The 15,675-nt window shown below is 68.6% G+C and carries 13 protein-coding genes; 4 read left to right on the top strand and 9 right to left on the bottom strand.

Going from position 1 to position 15,675, the window contains the following annotated elements:
- Positions 1–28 precede the first annotated feature (28 nt).
- Together AC3WOE_RS12450 and AC3WOE_RS12445 are read right to left on the bottom strand one after the other, a co-directional pair.
- Positions 29–529: a hypothetical protein gene (locus tag AC3WOE_RS12450; RefSeq protein WP_492690819.1), complete on the bottom strand. Its 501-nt coding sequence runs from the start codon at positions 527–529 to the stop codon at positions 29–31.
- 160 nt (positions 530–689) lie between these two features.
- Positions 690–1,064, bottom strand: coding sequence for a VOC family protein (locus tag AC3WOE_RS12445; protein ID WP_492690817.1), 375 nt, complete (start codon positions 1,062–1,064; stop codon positions 690–692).
- Positions 1,065–1,169: 105 nt separating this feature from the next.
- On the opposite strand from AC3WOE_RS12445, the gene AC3WOE_RS12440 reads away from it, so the two are divergent.
- The 4 genes from AC3WOE_RS12440 (at position 1,170) to AC3WOE_RS12425 (ending at position 3,300) form a co-directional block, all read left to right on the top strand.
- Complete coding sequence (locus AC3WOE_RS12440) at positions 1,170–1,637, top strand: Lrp/AsnC family transcriptional regulator (protein WP_492690816.1); 468 nt, start codon at positions 1,170–1,172, stop codon at positions 1,635–1,637.
- Positions 1,634–2,014, top strand: a complete 381-nt coding sequence (locus AC3WOE_RS12435; protein ID WP_492690814.1) for a DnaJ family domain-containing protein — start codon at positions 1,634–1,636, stop codon at positions 2,012–2,014. The genes AC3WOE_RS12440 and AC3WOE_RS12435 overlap by 4 nt, the downstream gene beginning before the upstream one ends.
- Before the next feature lie 69 nt (positions 2,015–2,083).
- Positions 2,084–2,812: an NIPSNAP family protein gene (locus AC3WOE_RS12430; protein WP_492690813.1), complete on the top strand. Its 729-nt coding sequence runs from the start codon at positions 2,084–2,086 to the stop codon at positions 2,810–2,812.
- Positions 2,813–2,826: 14 nt separating this feature from the next.
- Positions 2,827–3,300, top strand: coding sequence for a DUF1579 domain-containing protein (locus AC3WOE_RS12425; protein ID WP_492690811.1), 474 nt, complete (start codon positions 2,827–2,829; stop codon positions 3,298–3,300).
- Here AC3WOE_RS12425 and AC3WOE_RS12420 read toward each other — a convergent pair.
- The 7 genes from AC3WOE_RS12420 to AC3WOE_RS12390 form a co-directional block, all read right to left on the bottom strand.
- The gene (locus tag AC3WOE_RS12420) at positions 3,297–5,819 is read right to left on the bottom strand and encodes a response regulator (RefSeq protein WP_492690810.1); all 2,523 of its coding nucleotides are present in this window, start codon (positions 5,817–5,819) and stop codon (positions 3,297–3,299) included. The two genes, AC3WOE_RS12425 and AC3WOE_RS12420, sit on opposite strands and share 4 nt — an antisense overlap.
- 107 nt (positions 5,820–5,926) lie before the next feature.
- Positions 5,927–7,117, bottom strand: a complete 1,191-nt coding sequence (locus tag AC3WOE_RS12415; protein ID WP_492690808.1) for a glycoside hydrolase family 5 protein — start codon at positions 7,115–7,117, stop codon at positions 5,927–5,929.
- Positions 7,114–8,685, bottom strand: coding sequence for a GH39 family glycosyl hydrolase (locus AC3WOE_RS12410; protein WP_492690806.1), 1,572 nt, complete (start codon positions 8,683–8,685; stop codon positions 7,114–7,116). Before AC3WOE_RS12410 ends, AC3WOE_RS12415 begins: the two co-directional genes overlap by 4 nt.
- Complete coding sequence (locus AC3WOE_RS12405) at positions 8,682–10,274, bottom strand: family 43 glycosylhydrolase (RefSeq protein ID WP_492690804.1); 1,593 nt, start codon at positions 10,272–10,274, stop codon at positions 8,682–8,684. The genes AC3WOE_RS12410 and AC3WOE_RS12405 overlap by 4 nt, the downstream gene beginning before the upstream one ends.
- Positions 10,271–12,721 (bottom strand): glycosyl hydrolase family 95 catalytic domain-containing protein, encoded by a 2,451-nt coding sequence (locus tag AC3WOE_RS12400; RefSeq protein ID WP_492690802.1) that lies wholly within the window; start codon positions 12,719–12,721, stop codon positions 10,271–10,273. Before AC3WOE_RS12400 ends, AC3WOE_RS12405 begins: the two co-directional genes overlap by 4 nt.
- On the bottom strand, positions 12,718–14,160 hold the full coding sequence (locus AC3WOE_RS12395) for an MFS transporter (protein WP_492690800.1): 1,443 nt from the start codon (positions 14,158–14,160) through the stop codon (positions 12,718–12,720). The genes AC3WOE_RS12400 and AC3WOE_RS12395 overlap by 4 nt, the downstream gene beginning before the upstream one ends.
- Entirely contained in the window at positions 14,157–15,626 is a 1,470-nt protein-coding gene (locus tag AC3WOE_RS12390) for a GH1 family beta-glucosidase (protein WP_492690798.1), read from the bottom strand. Before AC3WOE_RS12390 ends, AC3WOE_RS12395 begins: the two co-directional genes overlap by 4 nt.
- Positions 15,627–15,675: the final 49 nt, after the last annotated feature.

The following is a 15,675-nucleotide window of genomic DNA, read 5'->3' as shown; positions in this document are numbered from 1 at the left end:
TTCGCGCCTGCAGCGGCGGTGGCGCGGCCTAGTCGGCCAGGGCCGGATGGTTGCCGTCGACGGCCCTGGCGGGCAGACGGCCGGCCAGCCATTCCCGCACATGGAAGCGGCTGACCAGCAGGCGGTTGCGCATCACGCGGTGCGGGATGCGATCGGCCTTGAGGGCGTCCAGCTGGCTACTCAGCGAGCGGCGGCCGGTCAGGTCACGCAGCTCCTCGGGTGTCATGAATTCCTGCCATTGAGCGTGGGTCGGCGGGGGCTTGCGCCGCTCCAGCGTCGGCTCGGCAACGGTTGTGGGCGTGGGGGCCGGCGCCGCGGCCGGGCGCGAAAGCGGCGGCTTCCTGGTGAACTCGACGATGGTGTGGCTCCAACTGCCCCTGACCTCCTCGCCGCACAGCAGCTCGTAGCGCTTGGCCAGCAGTTCGCGGCGGCGGCGGGCCTTTTCCTCGGTGACGCGGGCGTGTTCCACAAACCAGCCGGGCAGGCGGCTCATCAGTTCGGCGGTGCGGCTGGCGGTCATGGCGGTCATGGCTGTCTCCTGTTGATGGAAGCAGTTTGGGCGCCGGCGCCTGTGACGGATATCGCCCCGAGGTGGGGAGCGAAGGGGGAGAAGGGGGAGTGATCCCACCCCATCTCCCCCTTAAGAGGGATGTCTCCTCAGCTTCGGCGCGGCCGGCCCGGATCGAGGCTCAGGCGGCGTTGGTCAGTACCTCGATGCGATGGCCGTCCAGGTCATGGAACATCGCGCCGAAATAGGTCTCGCTGATGTCGGGCCGGGCGCGTGGCGTGAAGATGTCACGCGCCGATCCAGCCAGGGCGACCTCGTGCGTGGCGGCCACGGCAAGGCGGTCGGGTGCGCCCAGCGCGACATGGGTACCGCGCGCTGTCACCGGCTCGTCTTCGGGCACCGGGTAGAGGAAGAAGCACCAGCGCTCCGGCGTGCCGAAGGCGGCTTCGCTGCCGGTGTCGCGCAGCAAGTGCAGGCCCAGCGGCGCCAGCACGCGGCTGTAGAAGGCCACGGATTCGGCGTAGTGGCGGGTGCCCAGGGACACGTGATCGATCATGGAAAAGACTCCTTTGCGAATACCGGTCATCCTAGAAACGGCGCCGCGATGAAATCCGGCAAGATGCATTGACCTTCCGCCGTTTGGCCGCAATTTCCGCAAGACATGACCGAGCTGGATCGCTTCGACCGTCAACTGCTGACCCTGGTGCAGCAGGACGCCGCCCTGACCGCCGAGCAGTTGGCGGCGCACGTCAGCCTGTCGGCTTCGGCCATCCAGCGGCGGCTCAAGCGCCTGCGCGAGCAGGGCGTTATCCAGCGCCATATTGCGGTGCTGGATGCGGCCGCCGTCGGAAGGCCGACGACCTTCATCGCTGGCCTGCAGGTCGAGAACGAGCGGCCCGAGCTGATGGCCCAGCTGCGGGCCTGGCTGGACGCGGAGCCCACCGTGCAGCAGGCCTTCTATGTGACCGGCGAGGCTGACTTCGTTCTCGTCGTGACTGCCTGGGACGCGGTGGCCTACGAGGCGCTGATGGCGCGGCTGCTGTCCGACAACCCGCATGTGCGCCGCTACACGACGCAGGTCGCCATGGGCGTGCTCAAGCGCGGCCTCCATCTGCCGGTGCCGGAATGAGCCACCCCACCGATTCCGAGCGCCGCAAGTTGCGCGATGCGTCCATCCGCTCCCTGGACGAGGCCATTGCCGACCACCTGGCCGAGTCCTGGCGCAGCGGCGAGCTGCAGAGCGCCGAGAGCTTCGGCAAGCCCCTGGCCGAGCTTGAAGGCTGGGCGCAGACGCCCGCCGAGTTCCGCCTGCCCTTCAAGATCCTGAAGAACGCCGGTGCGCCGCCGGCAGAGGTGGCGCTTTTCCACAAGCGCGCTGCGCTGCGTGCCGAGCTGGCGGCAGCGACCGATGAAGCCGAGCGCCGCCGACTTCAGCAGCAGCTCTCCGAACTGGAGCAGGCACTCGCCCTGCGGCTGGAAGCCATGCGAATCAGCGGCAACTTGTAAAACACGACATGCCTTGACAGGTATGGCGGCGCAGACTGCACGGACCTTGAACTCCGTGGGCTCTGCGCCATGCCACTTGCTTCCCTCCACACGCCACCCGCCGCGCCGGACTGCCAGGTCGTCGAGCTGCGCCAGTACACCCTGCACCCCGGCAAACGTGACACGTTGATCGAACTCTTCGACCGCGAGTTCGTCGAACCCCAGGAGGCTCTCGGCATCCATGTGCTCGGCCAGTTCCGCGACCTGGATGGCCCGGATCGTTTCGTCTGGCTGCGCGGCTTTGCCGACATGGCCGCGCGTGGTGACAGCCTGCCCGCCTTTTACGGCGGGCCGGCCTGGGCCCAGCACCGCAACACGGCCAACGCCACCATGATCGACTCGGACAATGTGCTGCTGCTGCACCCCGCCTGGGCCGGCGCCGCGCTGGCCAAGCCGGCCCAGCCCCGTGCCGAACGCGGCGCCACGGCGCTGCCGCATGGACTGCTGCTGGCGACCGTCTTCCACCTGAAGGCAGCGGCCGGCCCCGAACTGCTGACCCAGGCCCGCGGCCCGCTCAGCGATGTCCTGCGCGCCGCAGGCGCCCGCCAACTGGCCTGGTATGTCACCGAGGCCGCGCCCAACAACTTCCCGCGCCTGCCGGTTCGCGAAGGCGAGCACGTGCTGGTCTCGATGGCCCTGTTCGATGACGCCAGCGCGGCCTTGTCGCGGGACTTCGCTGCTTCTCTCCAGCCCTGGCTGGCCACGCCTGCCCAGACCCTGCGCCTCGCGCCCACCGCCCGTTCCGCCCTTCATTCCTGAACATCATCATGAACATGACATCCACTGCGCAAGACTTCGACTTCTTCATCGGCCACTGGAAGGTCAGCCACCGCCGCCTCAAGGAGAGGCTGCTGGGCTGCGAGGAATGGGAGCGCTTCGATGGCAGCTGTCGCATGTGGCCCCTGCTCGACGGCAGCGGCAACATCGACGACAACGTGCTGGAGCTGCCCACCGGCACCTACCGCGCCCTGTCCATGCGCACCTTCGACCACACCAGGAAGCAATGGGCCATCTGGTGGGTGGACGGCCGCAACCCGCACAGCCTGGAGCCGCCCGTCGTCGGCGGCTTTGCCGATGGCATCGGCGAGTTCTATTGCGATGATGTTTTGCGCGACCAGCCCATCCGCGTGCGCTACCGCTGGACCGACACCCGCACCGCCAACCCGCGCTGGGACCAGGCCTTCTCGCCCGACGGCGGCAAGACCTGGGAGGTGAACTGGGAGATGGGCTTCGAGCGAGTCGCCTAACGGCCTCGGGCCGCGCCGCGCGCGAAGGGCGAGATCCAGGCCAGCAGGGTACGCACCAGCTGGCGCGGGTCGATGGGCTTGCTGACGTGGGCGTTCATGCCCGCGGCCAGGCAGTCCTGCACATCGTGGTCCATCGCGCCGGCCGTCATCGCGATGATGGGCAGGCGGGCATGCTGGGGCATGGCGCGGATCAACCGCGTTGCCGTCAGCCCGTCCATCTCGGGCATCTGCATGTCCATCAGCACGGCGTCGAAGCTCTCCTGCTTGAGTCGCTCGACAGCCTCCAGGCCGTTCTCGGCGATCTCGACCTCGAGCTTGACCATGGCCAGGAAGGCGCTGGCCACCTGCTGGTTGACGGGGTTGTCTTCCACCAGCAGCACGCGGGCACCGTGCAGGGTCTTCATGGTTTCGGCCAGGTCGACCATGCTGCTGCTGCCGGTCGCAGCGTGGGCTCGCGGCTCGCCGCGCTGCAGCTGAGTCAGTGCATCGAACAGCCGCGAGGGCGTGACCGGCTTGACGAGGACCAGGGTGTTGGCCCGTCCTTGCAGTTCTTCGGTCACGCGTTCGCTCGCATGCAGGCTGCCCAGCGCGATGACGGCCGGCCCCGGCGCGCCGCGTTCCGTGGCCGCACGGCGGGCGGCGTCGACGAAGTCCGCGCCCGCCGTCTTCCAGTCCAGCAGCAGCAGTTCGTAGGGGTGGGCCGGATCGGCCTGGCGCAGCCGGTACAAGGCCTCATCGGCGAAGGAGGCCACGCCGACCTGGAAGTGCCAGCTCTGCAGCATCTGCTGCAGGATCAGCCTCTCGGTGGGCTGGGCGTCGACGACCAGGGTGCGCATGCCGCGGATGCGGTGCAGGTCGATGCGCTCCGCGCCCGGCTTGGCCTTGCCGAAGTCGCAGCTGAAGGCAAAGCTGCTGCCCGCGCCAGGCGCGCTGCTGACCTCGAAGCTGCCGCCCATCAGTTCCACCAGGCGCTTGCAGATGGCCAGGCCCAGGCCGGTGCCGCCGTAGCGGCGGGCGATGGAGGCGTCGGTCTGGCCGAAGAGCTGGAAGAGGCGGCCGACCTGCTCGGGCGTCATGCCGATGCCGGTGTCGCGCACGGTGATGCGCAGCCGCATGCGGCCTTGCGCTTCACCGAGCAACTCGGCGCGCACGACGATCTCGCCCCGGGGCGTGAACTTGATGGCGTTGCCGACGAGGTTGTTCAGCACCTGGGTCAGGCGCAGGCTGTCGCCCACGAGGCGGTCGGGCAGCTTGTCATCGAACTCGAACAGCAGGTCCAGTCCGGCCTCTTCCAGCCGCGCCGAGAACAGATGGCCGACGTTCTCGATCAGCTCCTCGGGGCTGAATTCCTCGGCCTCCAGCGTGATCTTGCCGGCCTCGATCTTGGAGTAGTCCAGGATGTCGTTGAGCAGGCTGAGCAGCGCCTTGGACGAGGTCTGCACCTTGCCCAGATAGTCACGCTGGCGCGGGTCCAGGGGGGTCTCCAGCACGAGGTTGGTCAGGCCGATGATGGCGTTCATCGGGGTGCGGATCTCGTGGCTCATGCTGGCCAGGAAGAGGCTCTTGGCCGCGTTGGCCGCGTCCGCCTTCTCGCGCGCCGCGGCGAGCGCCTCGCCCTGGCGGTGACCGGCCTCATAGGACTTGAAGAGGCGGGCATACAGCGTGCTGTTCTCCAGCAGCAGTTCCATCAGCACGACGGAGCAGGCCAGCAGGCCGTAGATGCGGCCGGCATAGAAGCCGAGGTCAAAGCGCGCCTGGTTCAGCATGGCCGACAGCGCGATGTCGAACAGCCAGGCCATGCTGACCACCATCAGCCACAGGTCCAGCACCGTGCGTGGCCGCTGGCGCCACAGCGCGATGACCGCCACCAGGCTGAGCGCCCAGACGCAGCCGACCGCGGTTCGGAATGCCGGCGAATAGCGCCCACCCACAAGCAGGTCGGGCAGCCAGTCGTGGCCCAGGGTTGCGAGCGCAATGAAGCCAGCTGCGGCCAACACCGTTGCGAGGGGCCAGACCATCGCGGGCAAGGACAACGGTGGACGGGACTTCAGCTTGACGTAGGCCAGCACGAACAGGGGGAAGCCGCCGTGCCACAGCATGTAGAGCCAGACCGTGCTCTGGGTGGTGGCGCCCAGCAGGCCCGTGGCGCTGAAGAGGCCGGGGAAGGTCAGCGTGTGGGCCGTCGTCAACGCTGCCGTGAACAGATAGCCGCAGCCCAGCACGAGCAGCGCCTGCGAGCGCAGGATGCGGTATTGGCCGAACAGCAGCACCGCCGTGATCAGGTCGGTCAGCACCAGGGCCGACTGGTAAAGGGGAATGAAGGCCGGCACCGGGGCCAGCTTGGTTTTGGCGAAAGGTGCCAGGGCCGCGAACACGGCCATCGAGACCAGGGCGACGATCAGCGCGTGGCGGCGCTCGCGCGCGCCCGCCGGCTGGTCGAGCAGAAAAGCCGGTCGGGCGGCGGCCGGCGCGGCATCCATCGGGGCGCTGCCCTCCCGGGGCAAGCTGCTTGCGGTCAAGTCGGCTCCCTGAGGCGCCCGGAACTGCCGGGCTGCTAACAGGATAGTCGAAGTGCGTGCCGCCCTGCCCGGGAGGACGTTTCGCAGTCGTTACTGCGGTGCGCGAGTCATTTCGCTGCGTTCACCAGGGCGGTGACGATGTCGGGGTAGACCTGGGCGCCGGTGCTGCGGTTGAAGAGGCCCATGCTGTGGTTCTCGCTGGCGGCGCCAGCGTCCCAGTAGACCGGCACCATGCCATGCGCCCAGGCGGAGCGAGCGGTGTATTGGTCCCAGGCCAGGCGGTAGGCCTCGGCGCCGGCGTACTCGGTGCGGCGGATGGCGCCGAACTCGCCGAGGATGACGGGAACGCCCTTGTCGACGTATTTGGCCTTCATCTTCTGGAACTGGGCGTCAACCCAGGCCTCGTCGAAGCCGGCGACCTTGGCCTTGCCATCGGTCGCGCCGGCACCCCATTGCCAGATCGTGCTCTTGTCGTTGAGCGTGAAGTCGTAGGGGTCGTAGAAGTGGACTTCCATCATCAGCCTGTCCTTGGCCGAGTCGGTCGGCAGGACGGCGAAGTTGATGGTGTGATCGATGTTGGTGTTGAAGCCCTGCACGACGAGATGGCGCACCGCGTTGTTGCCGCCGGTGGCGCGCACGGCCGTCACGAACTGCTGGTTGAAGCCGTTCTGCACGGTGTAGTACTCGACCTTGGGCGTGCCGTAGTCGCCATCCACCATGACCTCGTTGGTGCCGGCGAACAGCAGGGTGTCGTCGTAGGCCTTGAAGTTGTTGGCGATCTGCGTCCAGAACTTGGTGATGCGCGCATTCGCCACCGGCTGGGCGGCATAGGTGGGCTGCATCCAGCCGCCGTCCCAGTGGATGTTGATGAGGGCGTACAGGCCGGCGGCCTTGGCGTAGTCGACGACCTGGGTCACGCGGGCCATCCAGGTGGTGCTGATGACGTCATTGGCGTCGGCGTACTGCTTCCACGACACGGGGATGCGCACCGTCTTGAAGCCGGCGGCCTTGACGGCCGTCATGAAGGCTTGCGTCGTGGCCGGGTTGCCCCAGGCGGTCTCGCCGCCAATGGCTTCGAGCGAATTGCCGAGGTTCCAGCCGGCGCCCATCAGCTGGGACAGCTGCAGGCTGGTGAGGTCGCGCATGCCGCTGGGGGCCGGCGCCGGAGCGGGTGCAGGCCCTGGGGCCGGTGCGGGAGCGGGCGCGGGAGTAGGTGCGGGTGCTGCGGCTGCAGAACCGCCTCCACCGCCGCAGCCGGCCAGCGGCAGCAGGGCGAGAACGAGCTGGCGGCGCTTCATGCGGCCACCTTCTTCAGGCTCAGCAGCACGACATCGTGGCTGCGCAGCTTCAGCGTGACGCTCGCCTTGCCATCCGCGCCGACCTTCACTTCACGCTGCACGTCGGGCTTGTCGGTCGTCAAGCCTTGCAGCGTCGCGAGCTGCTGGGCATCAAGGTTCTTGGGTGATCCCATCTTCAGATAGGCGGTGTGGGCATCGTTGATCTCGAAGCCGGTGCGGCGCTGCGTGAGCTGGTAGCGGCCCGGCGGCAAATGGCGCAGCTCGACGGTCGCGCTGCCGACGTCATGCGCCGGCCGCGGCTTGCCGAAGTAGCTGCGGTTGCTGACCTTCTGCCCGGTGTTGCGCCAGTCCCAGACCAGGGCCTGGACTTGCTGGCCGTCGGTCGCGGCCCAGCTGAAGCTGTCGCGGGTCGGCACTTCCTGGCCCTGCAGTGCCGCCAGGTAGCGATAAGCGAACCAGACCGGCTTGCGGATGCCCTCGCGCGTCATCAGGCCGAAGCCGCCATGGAAGGGGGCGTCCGGCGGGCCGGGTTCCTCGAAGAGGTCGCTGTAGACCCAGTAGCTCATGTGCTGGGCCAGGCCCTGGCTCTGCTTCAGCTTGGTCAGCACATAGGCCGCGCTGACGTAGCTGTCGTGCACGAGGTCGCGTGGGTTGTAGCTGGTGCTCCACTCGGTGAAGAACAGCGGCAGGCCCGGCAGGTGTGAGGCTTCGATCTCCTTGCGCACGCGCTTCACGTCACCCACGATGGCGTCGGGGTTGGGCGACAGCATGCGGTCTTCCTTGCCGAACTCGTCCAGGAAGCCCGCTTCCACGCCATAGGTGTGCGTCGTGATGAAGTCGACCGGCGAGTTGGTGGCCTTGGCGTGGGCGAGGAATTCCGGCACCCAGGCGGCACCAGCCGTGGACGGGCCACCGACGCGCAAGGCCGGATCGATGGCCTTCATGGCCTTGACCGTGCGCGTGTAGAGGTCGAAGTAGGCTTGTCTGTCGGCCTTCTCCCAGAAGCCGTCGAGGTTGGGCTCGTTCCAGACCTCGAAGTACCAGCTGCGCACTTCCGTCCCGCCATAGCGCTGCAGCAGGTGGCGCGTGAAGGCTTCGATCAGCGCGACCCAGCCGGTGGGCTCGGGGTGGGAGGTGTTGCCTTCCCAGTAGAAGATCTTGTTGTCCGAGGTCTTCAGCGCCAGTGGCGTGAAGCCCAGCTCGACGAAGGGCTTGATGCGGCGGGCCAGCAGCGCGTCGTAGAGCTTGTCGATGCCGGTGAAGTCGAACACCAACTGGCCGGCAGCGTCGCGTGTCACCGTCTTGAAGACGTCGTGGAAGATGGCATGGAAGCGCAGATAGCGAAAGCCCAGTTCGTCCACGGCGGTCTTCAGCTGGGCCAGGGCGTCCTCGCGGTAGGTCGTGCCGGGGTAGTCGGCGCCGACGCAGTGGTCGAAGAAGCGGTCCAGCGGCTGCACGGCTTTGGCAAGGTCGAGCACGATGCGGCGCTGGTCGGGCTTGGCATGGGCGATCTGAGTCACCAGAGGCAGGGCCGCGGCGGCGGCGATGAGTTGGCGGCGCGAGGTCATGCGGGCAGTCCCTTGTAGATGAAGTTGCGGGCGCGGACTTCGCCGTTGCCGGCGCTGAACAGCGCGGGCCTCAGGCTGACGAAGCCGCCGAAGACGTTGTGATGCAGGCCCGAGACCTCCATCTGCCAGGGGTGCTGCTTCCAGCTCCTGCCGCCGTCGTGCGAGTAGTGCCAGGTGACGACGTTCTCGCGGTTGACGAGGCGGATGTGGACGCGGCGCGTGCTCATGGTCTCGCGCATCCACGAGTGCTCCTGGCCGTAGCCATAGGTCAGCATCTGCGTCGTGCTGAAGCCGATGCCGACATGACCGCGTTCCTCGTAGAACAGGGCCAGGCCGCCATGGCCCTCGCCGCTGATCTCGAGTTCGACCGTGACCTCGTAGCTGCGGTCGCCTGCGGCGCAGGTCAGTGGAGATGAATCGGGCAGGGACTTGCCTTTGCCGCGGATGACGAGGGCCCCGTCTTCGAAGCGCAGGCGTTGGGCCTCATCCGGCCCGGGCGCGTGGAAGGCCCATTGCAGGCCGAGCCTGCCGCTGGAGAAGTCGTCGGACAGCGCGAAGCCTGCCGGACTCGGCTTGCCGCCGGGACCTCTCGATCTGGGCTTGGGCAGGGGCTTGTCCAGCGTGCCGCCCCTGGCGCGGAACCAGCCGTCGGCCGTCCACTCGATCGGTTCCAGCAGGGCCTGGCGACCCAGGGTGCGCATGCCGTTCTCGTAGCCGTGATAAACCATCCACCAGTCGCCCGCCGGCCCTTCGACGACACTGGCATGGCCGCGCGACCACCAGGGCTCGTCGACGCTTTGGGTGCGGATGATGGGGTTGTGCGGACAGTGCTCCCACGGCCCGTTCACGGAGCGCGAGCGGGCCACGGTGACCATGTGGCTGGTGGGCGGCCCGGCGGTGCCGCCGACGGCGGAGACCAGATAGAACCACTCGCCGCGCCGGAACAGCTTGGGCCCTTCGGGCGCGAACATCTCGACGACCCAGTCCTTGGGGTATTGCCAGGGCGTCCAGGCATTGGCTTCCAGCGGGCCGTCGGTCGACAGGCCGTCGTCCTTGAGCTTCACGCGGCGGCCGCCGTTGACGAAGAGATAGCGCTTGCCGTCCTCGCCAACGACATGGCCGGGGTCGATGCAGCCGGGAATCTTCAGGTCCACCGGCGCGCTCCACAGGCCGCGGATGTCGTCGGCGTGGATGACATAGATGCCGGTGCCGGCGTCCTGCAGCACCGGGATGTAGATGAAGTAGCGGCCCTGGTGCTTGATCAGGTCCATGGCCCAGACCGTGCCGATGGGTTGGGTCAGCGCCGCGGCGACCGGCGCCCAGTTCACCAGGTCTGTGGAGTGCCAGATGACGGCGCCGGGGTAGGACTGGAAGGACGAGAACGTCATCCAGTAGTCGGTGCCGTCCTTCAGGATGGTGGGGTCGGCATGGTCACCCGGCACGATGGGGTTGCGGTAGGTCCCGTTGCCGAGGTCGGCCTTGCGTTGGCCTTCGACGCCGGCGCCAAAGCGCGGCGTGGCGGCGGCGTTCGAAGCGCCCGCTGCGGCCAGGGTGGCCAGGACCGCCTGGCGGCGAGACATGGGGCTCATGCGGAAACCTCCGGGTTCAGCGCCGCGCGGTCCAGCTGCATGCGGCCGGCCGCGTCGAGGGTGACGTTCAGCTTGTGCCGGCCTTGGCGCAGCACCAGGTCTTGGTGCGGCTTGCCGCGCAGCGTGAGTCGCGTGGGGCGGCCGGCCGCCCAGGCGAGATCCAGCTCGACGCCGCCACGCACGCGCATGCCCTTGAGTTCACCGCGCGGCCAGGTCTTGGGCAGGGCGGGCAGCAACCGGAGCTCGCCGCCCCAGCTCTGCACCAGCATCTCCAGAATGCCGGCCGCGCCACCGAAATTGCCGTCGATCTGGAAGGGCGGGTGGGCGTCGAACAGATTGGGATAGGTGCGCTCGGGGCCCAGCAGGCCCTTCAGGATGGCGTGGGCGTGGTCGCCATCGCCCAGTCGCGCCCACAGGCACAGGCGCCAGGCGGTGGCCCAGCCGGTGGAGCGGTCGCCGCGGGTGTTCAGCGTCACGCGTGCGGCCTGGGCCAGTGCGGGTGTGTCGCGCACATTGACCTGCTCGCTCGGGTAGACGGCGTAGAGATGGGACACGTGGCGGTGCTGCTGCTCGGGCGCCTGGGCATCCCAGTCCTCCAGCCACTCCTGCAGCTGGCCGGCCTGGCCGATGCGGTCGGGGGCGAGGCGCTCGCGGGTGCGGACGATCTGCTCCCTCAGCCCGTCGTCGAGTTGCAGCAGCCGGCCGGCCTCGGCCGTGTGGGCGAACAGGTCCCGCAGGATCTGGCGGTCCATGGCCGGGCCGGCGCAGACCGAGCTGCCATGGGGATGGGCGTTCTCCGGCGAGATCGACGGCGAGGTGACGAGGCCGCGGCCCTGGGGATCCTCCACCAGCGTATCGAGGAAGAACTCCGACGCGCCCTTGAGCAGCGGGTACAGGCGCTTCAGCAGGGCGGTGTCGCGCGTGTGGTCCCAGTGGTCCCACAGCGTGTTGCAAAGCCAGGCGCCGCCGCAGGGCCACAGCCCCCACTGCGGGCCGTCGATGGGCGCTGCGGCACGCCAAAGGTCGGTGTTGTGGTGGGCCACCCAACCGCGGGCGGCATACATCGTCCGGGCGGTGCGCGCGCCGGTGACGGCGAGCTCCTCCACCAGCCGCAGCAGCGGCTCCACGCAGGCGCCCAGGCCGGCCGCGTCGGCGGGCCAGTAGTTCATCTGCGTGTTGATGTTGATCGTGTACTTGCTGCCCCAGGGCGGGTTGGTGCCCTCGTTCCAGATGCCTTGCAGATTGGCCGGCTGGGTGCCGGGGCGGGATGAGGAGATCAGCAGATAGCGCGCGTACTGGAAGTAGAGCGCCGCCAGCGACGGGTCGTCGGCCTGTTCGTGGAGGGCAACGCGCTGGTCGGTCGGCCTGGCTGCCGCGGGGCCGGTGCCCAGCTCCAACGACACGCCGGCGAAGAGCTTGCGGTAGTCGCGGACATGAGCGCGCTTCAACGCGTCGAAGCCCTTGCGCGCCGCGGTCTCGGTCTGCTGGCGCACGCGAGCCTGCGGATCGCCGCTGACGTCGCGGTAGTTCACATAGCTGGTCGCGCCGGCCACCAGCAGCGTGACCCGGCGCGCGTCGCGCACGCGGATGCCGGAGTCGCTCTCGGTGACGGGGCCGTCGGCCAGCACCTTGACGCGCATCGCGAAGCGCAGCCCGGCCGGCGTGTCCGGCCCTGCCTGGTTGCGTCCCAGCGCCAGCCAGGCACCCGCTCCGTCAGCGGTTCCCGCCGTGCCGTCGTGCACCGGCCCGGCGGGCTCCTGCTGCAGCCAGTCCACCGCCTGTTCGTTGAGGAGGTCGGTGGCCGAGCCCCGGTAGTCGGGCGAGGTGTACCTGGCTTTGCGCGGGCCGCGGTAGTGCAGGTCGAAGCTGAGACGGCCTTGCTGCGCCGTGAGGTGCAGCACCAGCACCTGATCGGGCGCCGAGGCAAAGGCTTCGCGCGCGAACGCAGCACCGTCGACCGTGTAGCGGGTGTGCGTGATCGCCGTCTGCAGGTCCAGCTCACGCTCGTAGCTGGACGGCTGGCGAGCGCCGTCGAAGTCCAGCAGCAGGTCGCCCAGGCTGCCGTAAGACATCTGCCAGAGCGGGCGGGCCATCATCTTGGCACTGGCCAGATCGGAGGCTTCCTTGAAGCGTCCTTCGTTGATCAGGCGGCGCACCTCGGGCAGGGCGGCCAGCGCGTCAGGGCTGTCGGGCGTGTAGGGCGAGCCGGCCCAGAGGGTGTCTTCGTTGAGCTGCAGCCGCTCCTGGCCGACGCGGCCGAACACCATGGCGCCGAGCCGGCCATTGCCCAGCGGCAACGCTTCTTCCCAGCGGGCGGCGGGCTGGCGGTACCACAGGCGCTGGGCCGGCGCGGCCAGGCTCGCGGGCGCGGCGAGGCCGGGCAGAGCCAGCAGGGCCGTGCTGCCGACGAGCGCGTCGCGCCGCGTGATCGCCAAATCGGGCTTCACACCTGGCCCCGGCGGGCTTCCAGCTTGCCGCGGATTTCAAGCATGCGCGCCTCGGTCAGCGGGAAGCGCAGGATGGCGATCAGGGCCAGCACCAGGCCGATGACGGGAATGCCCGACAGCAGGATGCGGATCCAGAAGATGGCCTCGGGTGCCTGCGCGCCCTCCTTGTGGGCGTCGAAGCCGGTGAACTGCAGGATCCAGCCCGAGGCGCCCACGCCCAGGGCGATGCCGACCTTGGAGATCCACGACTGGCAGGCCGAGAACGAGCCCTCGCGGCGCTGGCCGGTCTCGGCCTCGTCGTAGTCGACGACGTCGCCGATGGTGGCCGTGTACAGCGTCCAGAAGCCGGCGCCGGTGAAGGCGACGAAGCCGCAGGCGAAGAGCTGCAGCGCCGGCAGCTCGGGGTCGTAGAGCCACCAGTCGCCAATGAAGGCGCAGATGGCCAGCGTCAGCACGCAGGCCAGGCCGGTGCGCTTGCCCCAGCGGCGCGAGATCCACGCGAAGAAGGGAATGCCCGCGAAGCCGAAGCCCATGCCGGCCAGGCCCATGGCGGTGTTCCACTTCGTCGCCAGCACGACGTCACCCTTGCAGACGTAGTAGACGGTGGCGTAGTAGCCCAGGGCGCTGACCATGGCGGTGCCGATGCTGTAGGCCAGCGACATGGTGAGCACGGTGCGGAAGGGCGCACAGCGCAGCGTGCGCCACAGCGTGTCGGCCAGCGGGATGCGGGCCTGGGAGTGCGACACCAGCTTCTCGTAGTAGCGCTCGCGCACCAGCAGGAAGATGGCGATGGAGACGGCCACCATGATGGCGCCGAGGATGGCGCAATAGGTCTGGGCACCGCGCAGGATGTCGGGCTTGCCGTTCGCGTCGTGGAAGAAGGACAGGGTCGTGAACTGGGCGGCGAAGAACATCGCCAGCTCGGGTCCCTTCTGGATGGCGTTGCGGATCGCCATGACGCTGGTGCGCTCGTGATAGTCCGGCGTCATCTCCGCGCCCAGGCTCACCCAGGGCATGTTGAAGCAGCTCATCACCGGCACGTAGATGACCATGCTGACCAGCATGAACCAGAAGTACTGCATGTCGGTCCAGCCGCGGCCGACAGCGAACATCAGCGGCAGGCCGATGCCCGCCAGCACGCCGCCGACGAGGATGAAGGGCCGGCGGCGCCCGTAGCGGCTGCGCGTGTTGTCCGACAACCAGCCGAACAGCGCGTCCGAGCCGGCATCGATGACGATCTTGATCGCCTGCACCGTCGAGATCAGCCCCGGCGCCACGCCGAGGAAGATGTTGAACACCTGGAAGGCCAGCGAGGCATAGAGCCAATGCCCCCACATGTCGAGCACGGAGCCCAGGCCGAAGCCGATCTTCTGCTTCAGGGGCAGGCGGTCGCTGGCCGCCGGCGCCGCCTGCGCCGTGTGGAGGGTGGTGGTGTTCACAGGACTTTTCGTTCTCGGATGACGTCGGAGTAGTAGCGGGCGGACAGCTTGGGCGTGCGCACCTGGGTCTCGTAGTCGCAATGCACGATGCCGAAGCGGCGCTGGTAGCCGTCTTCCCATTCGTAGTTGTCGATGAAGGACCACAGGAAGTAGCCCTTCAGCGGCACACCGTCGGCGATGGCGCGGTGGGCCTCGCGCAGGTGGTTGCGCAGGTAGTCGCGGCGGTGCAGGTCCAGCACCTCGCCGTTCACCACGGGCTCGGTGTCGTAGCCGCAGCCGTTCTCGGTGATGTAGAGGGCCTGGTGGCCATAGGCTTCGTGGCAGAAGCGCGTGGCCCAGTAGATGGACTGGGGCACCAGGCGCAGCCAGGCGCTGTCGGCGCGCGGGTAGTGCTCCGGGTGGGGCAGGGCCTCGTAGGCCGCACCGTTCTTGCCGGCGCGCACGAAGGTGCCGCTGTAGACGTTGAGGCCCAGGAAGTCGGTCGGCAGGCTGATGAGGGCGAAGTCGCCGGGCTGCACATCGGGCGCTGCGGCGCCCACGCGGGCCAGGAAATTGGCGGTGTAGTGGCCGGCATGGATGGCGCCGAGGATCTGCGCATTCCTGTCGATGAACCAGGCCTTGGCGGCGGCGATGTCGGCCGGCGTTTCCGTCACCGGCACCGACACAGCGCAGTTGTCGGTCAGGCCGACGATCGCGCCCTTGCCGCCAAAGGCCCGCACGGCCCGCACCCCGTGGCCGTGGCAGAGCAGCGCGTGGTGGTAGGTCTGGTTGACGACCTTGGCGCTTTCCTTGCGGCCCGGCGCCTTGCTGCCGGTGCCGTAGCCCAGCAGCGTGAAGCAGAGGATCTCGTTCAGCGTGATCCAGTGCTTGACTTCACCGGCGAAGGCCTTGACGACGGTGTCGGCATAGCGGGCGAAGGCGTCCACCGTCACGCGTGACGTCCAGCCGCCGCGGTCTTCCAGGGCTTGCGGCAGGTCCCAGTGGAAGAGCGTCACCCAAGGCTCGATGCCATGCTTCTTCATGCTGGCGAAGAGGCGGCGGTAGAAGTCGAGACCCGCGGGGTTCAGTTCGCCGTCACCCTTGGGGTAGATGCGCGGCCAGGCGATGGACAGGCGGTACTTCTTGATGCCGAGCGAGGCCATCAGCGCGAAGTCCTCGTCGAAGCGGTGGTAGTGGTCGCAGGCCACGTCCGGCGTCTGGCCCTGGTAGACCTTGCCGGGGATGCGCGCGAAGCGGTCCCAGACGGATTCGCCCTTGCCGTCCTCGAAGGCCGCACCTTCGATTTGCGGCGCCGCCGCAGCGACGCCGAAGGCGAAGTCGGCGGGGAAGGGGCTGGAATATGTCAGCGCTGTCATCGCCGGCGCGGCAGGGCGCTGCTGGGTTGCGGCCAATGCGGCAGGCGCGAGCACCGGCAGCGTGGCGGTGGCAAGGAGTTGGCGGCGGCGCAGGGGGCGGGTCGGGGTCATCTGGATCTTCCTCGGTAGGCCGCGAGGCGGGCGGAAATCCGCTGCGGCG

The organism is Roseateles sp. FW305-36 (assembly GCF_058787015.1).
Note: the sequence above shows the minus strand (reverse complement) of the source record. Positions and strands in the feature narration are given on the sequence as shown.

Coding starts and splice junctions, on each gene's coding strand:
- AC3WOE_RS12450 (WP_492690819.1), bottom strand. CDS start 529: ATGACCGCCATGACCGCCAGCCGCACCGCCGAACTGATGAGCCGCCTG.
- AC3WOE_RS12445 (WP_492690817.1), bottom strand. CDS start 1,064: ATGATCGATCACGTGTCCCTGGGCACCCGCCACTACGCCGAATCCGTG.
- AC3WOE_RS12440 (WP_492690816.1), top strand. CDS start 1,170: ATGACCGAGCTGGATCGCTTCGACCGTCAACTGCTGACCCTGGTGCAG.
- AC3WOE_RS12435 (WP_492690814.1), top strand. CDS start 1,634: ATGAGCCACCCCACCGATTCCGAGCGCCGCAAGTTGCGCGATGCGTCC.
- AC3WOE_RS12430 (WP_492690813.1), top strand. CDS start 2,084: ATGCCACTTGCTTCCCTCCACACGCCACCCGCCGCGCCGGACTGCCAG.
- AC3WOE_RS12425 (WP_492690811.1), top strand. CDS start 2,827: ATGACATCCACTGCGCAAGACTTCGACTTCTTCATCGGCCACTGGAAG.
- AC3WOE_RS12415 (WP_492690808.1), bottom strand. CDS start 7,117: ATGAAGCGCCGCCAGCTCGTTCTCGCCCTGCTGCCGCTGGCCGGCTGC.
- AC3WOE_RS12410 (WP_492690806.1), bottom strand. CDS start 8,685: ATGACCTCGCGCCGCCAACTCATCGCCGCCGCCGCGGCCCTGCCTCTG.
- AC3WOE_RS12405 (WP_492690804.1), bottom strand. CDS start 10,274: ATGAGCCCCATGTCTCGCCGCCAGGCGGTCCTGGCCACCCTGGCCGCA.
- AC3WOE_RS12390 (WP_492690798.1), bottom strand. CDS start 15,626: ATGACCCCGACCCGCCCCCTGCGCCGCCGCCAACTCCTTGCCACCGCC.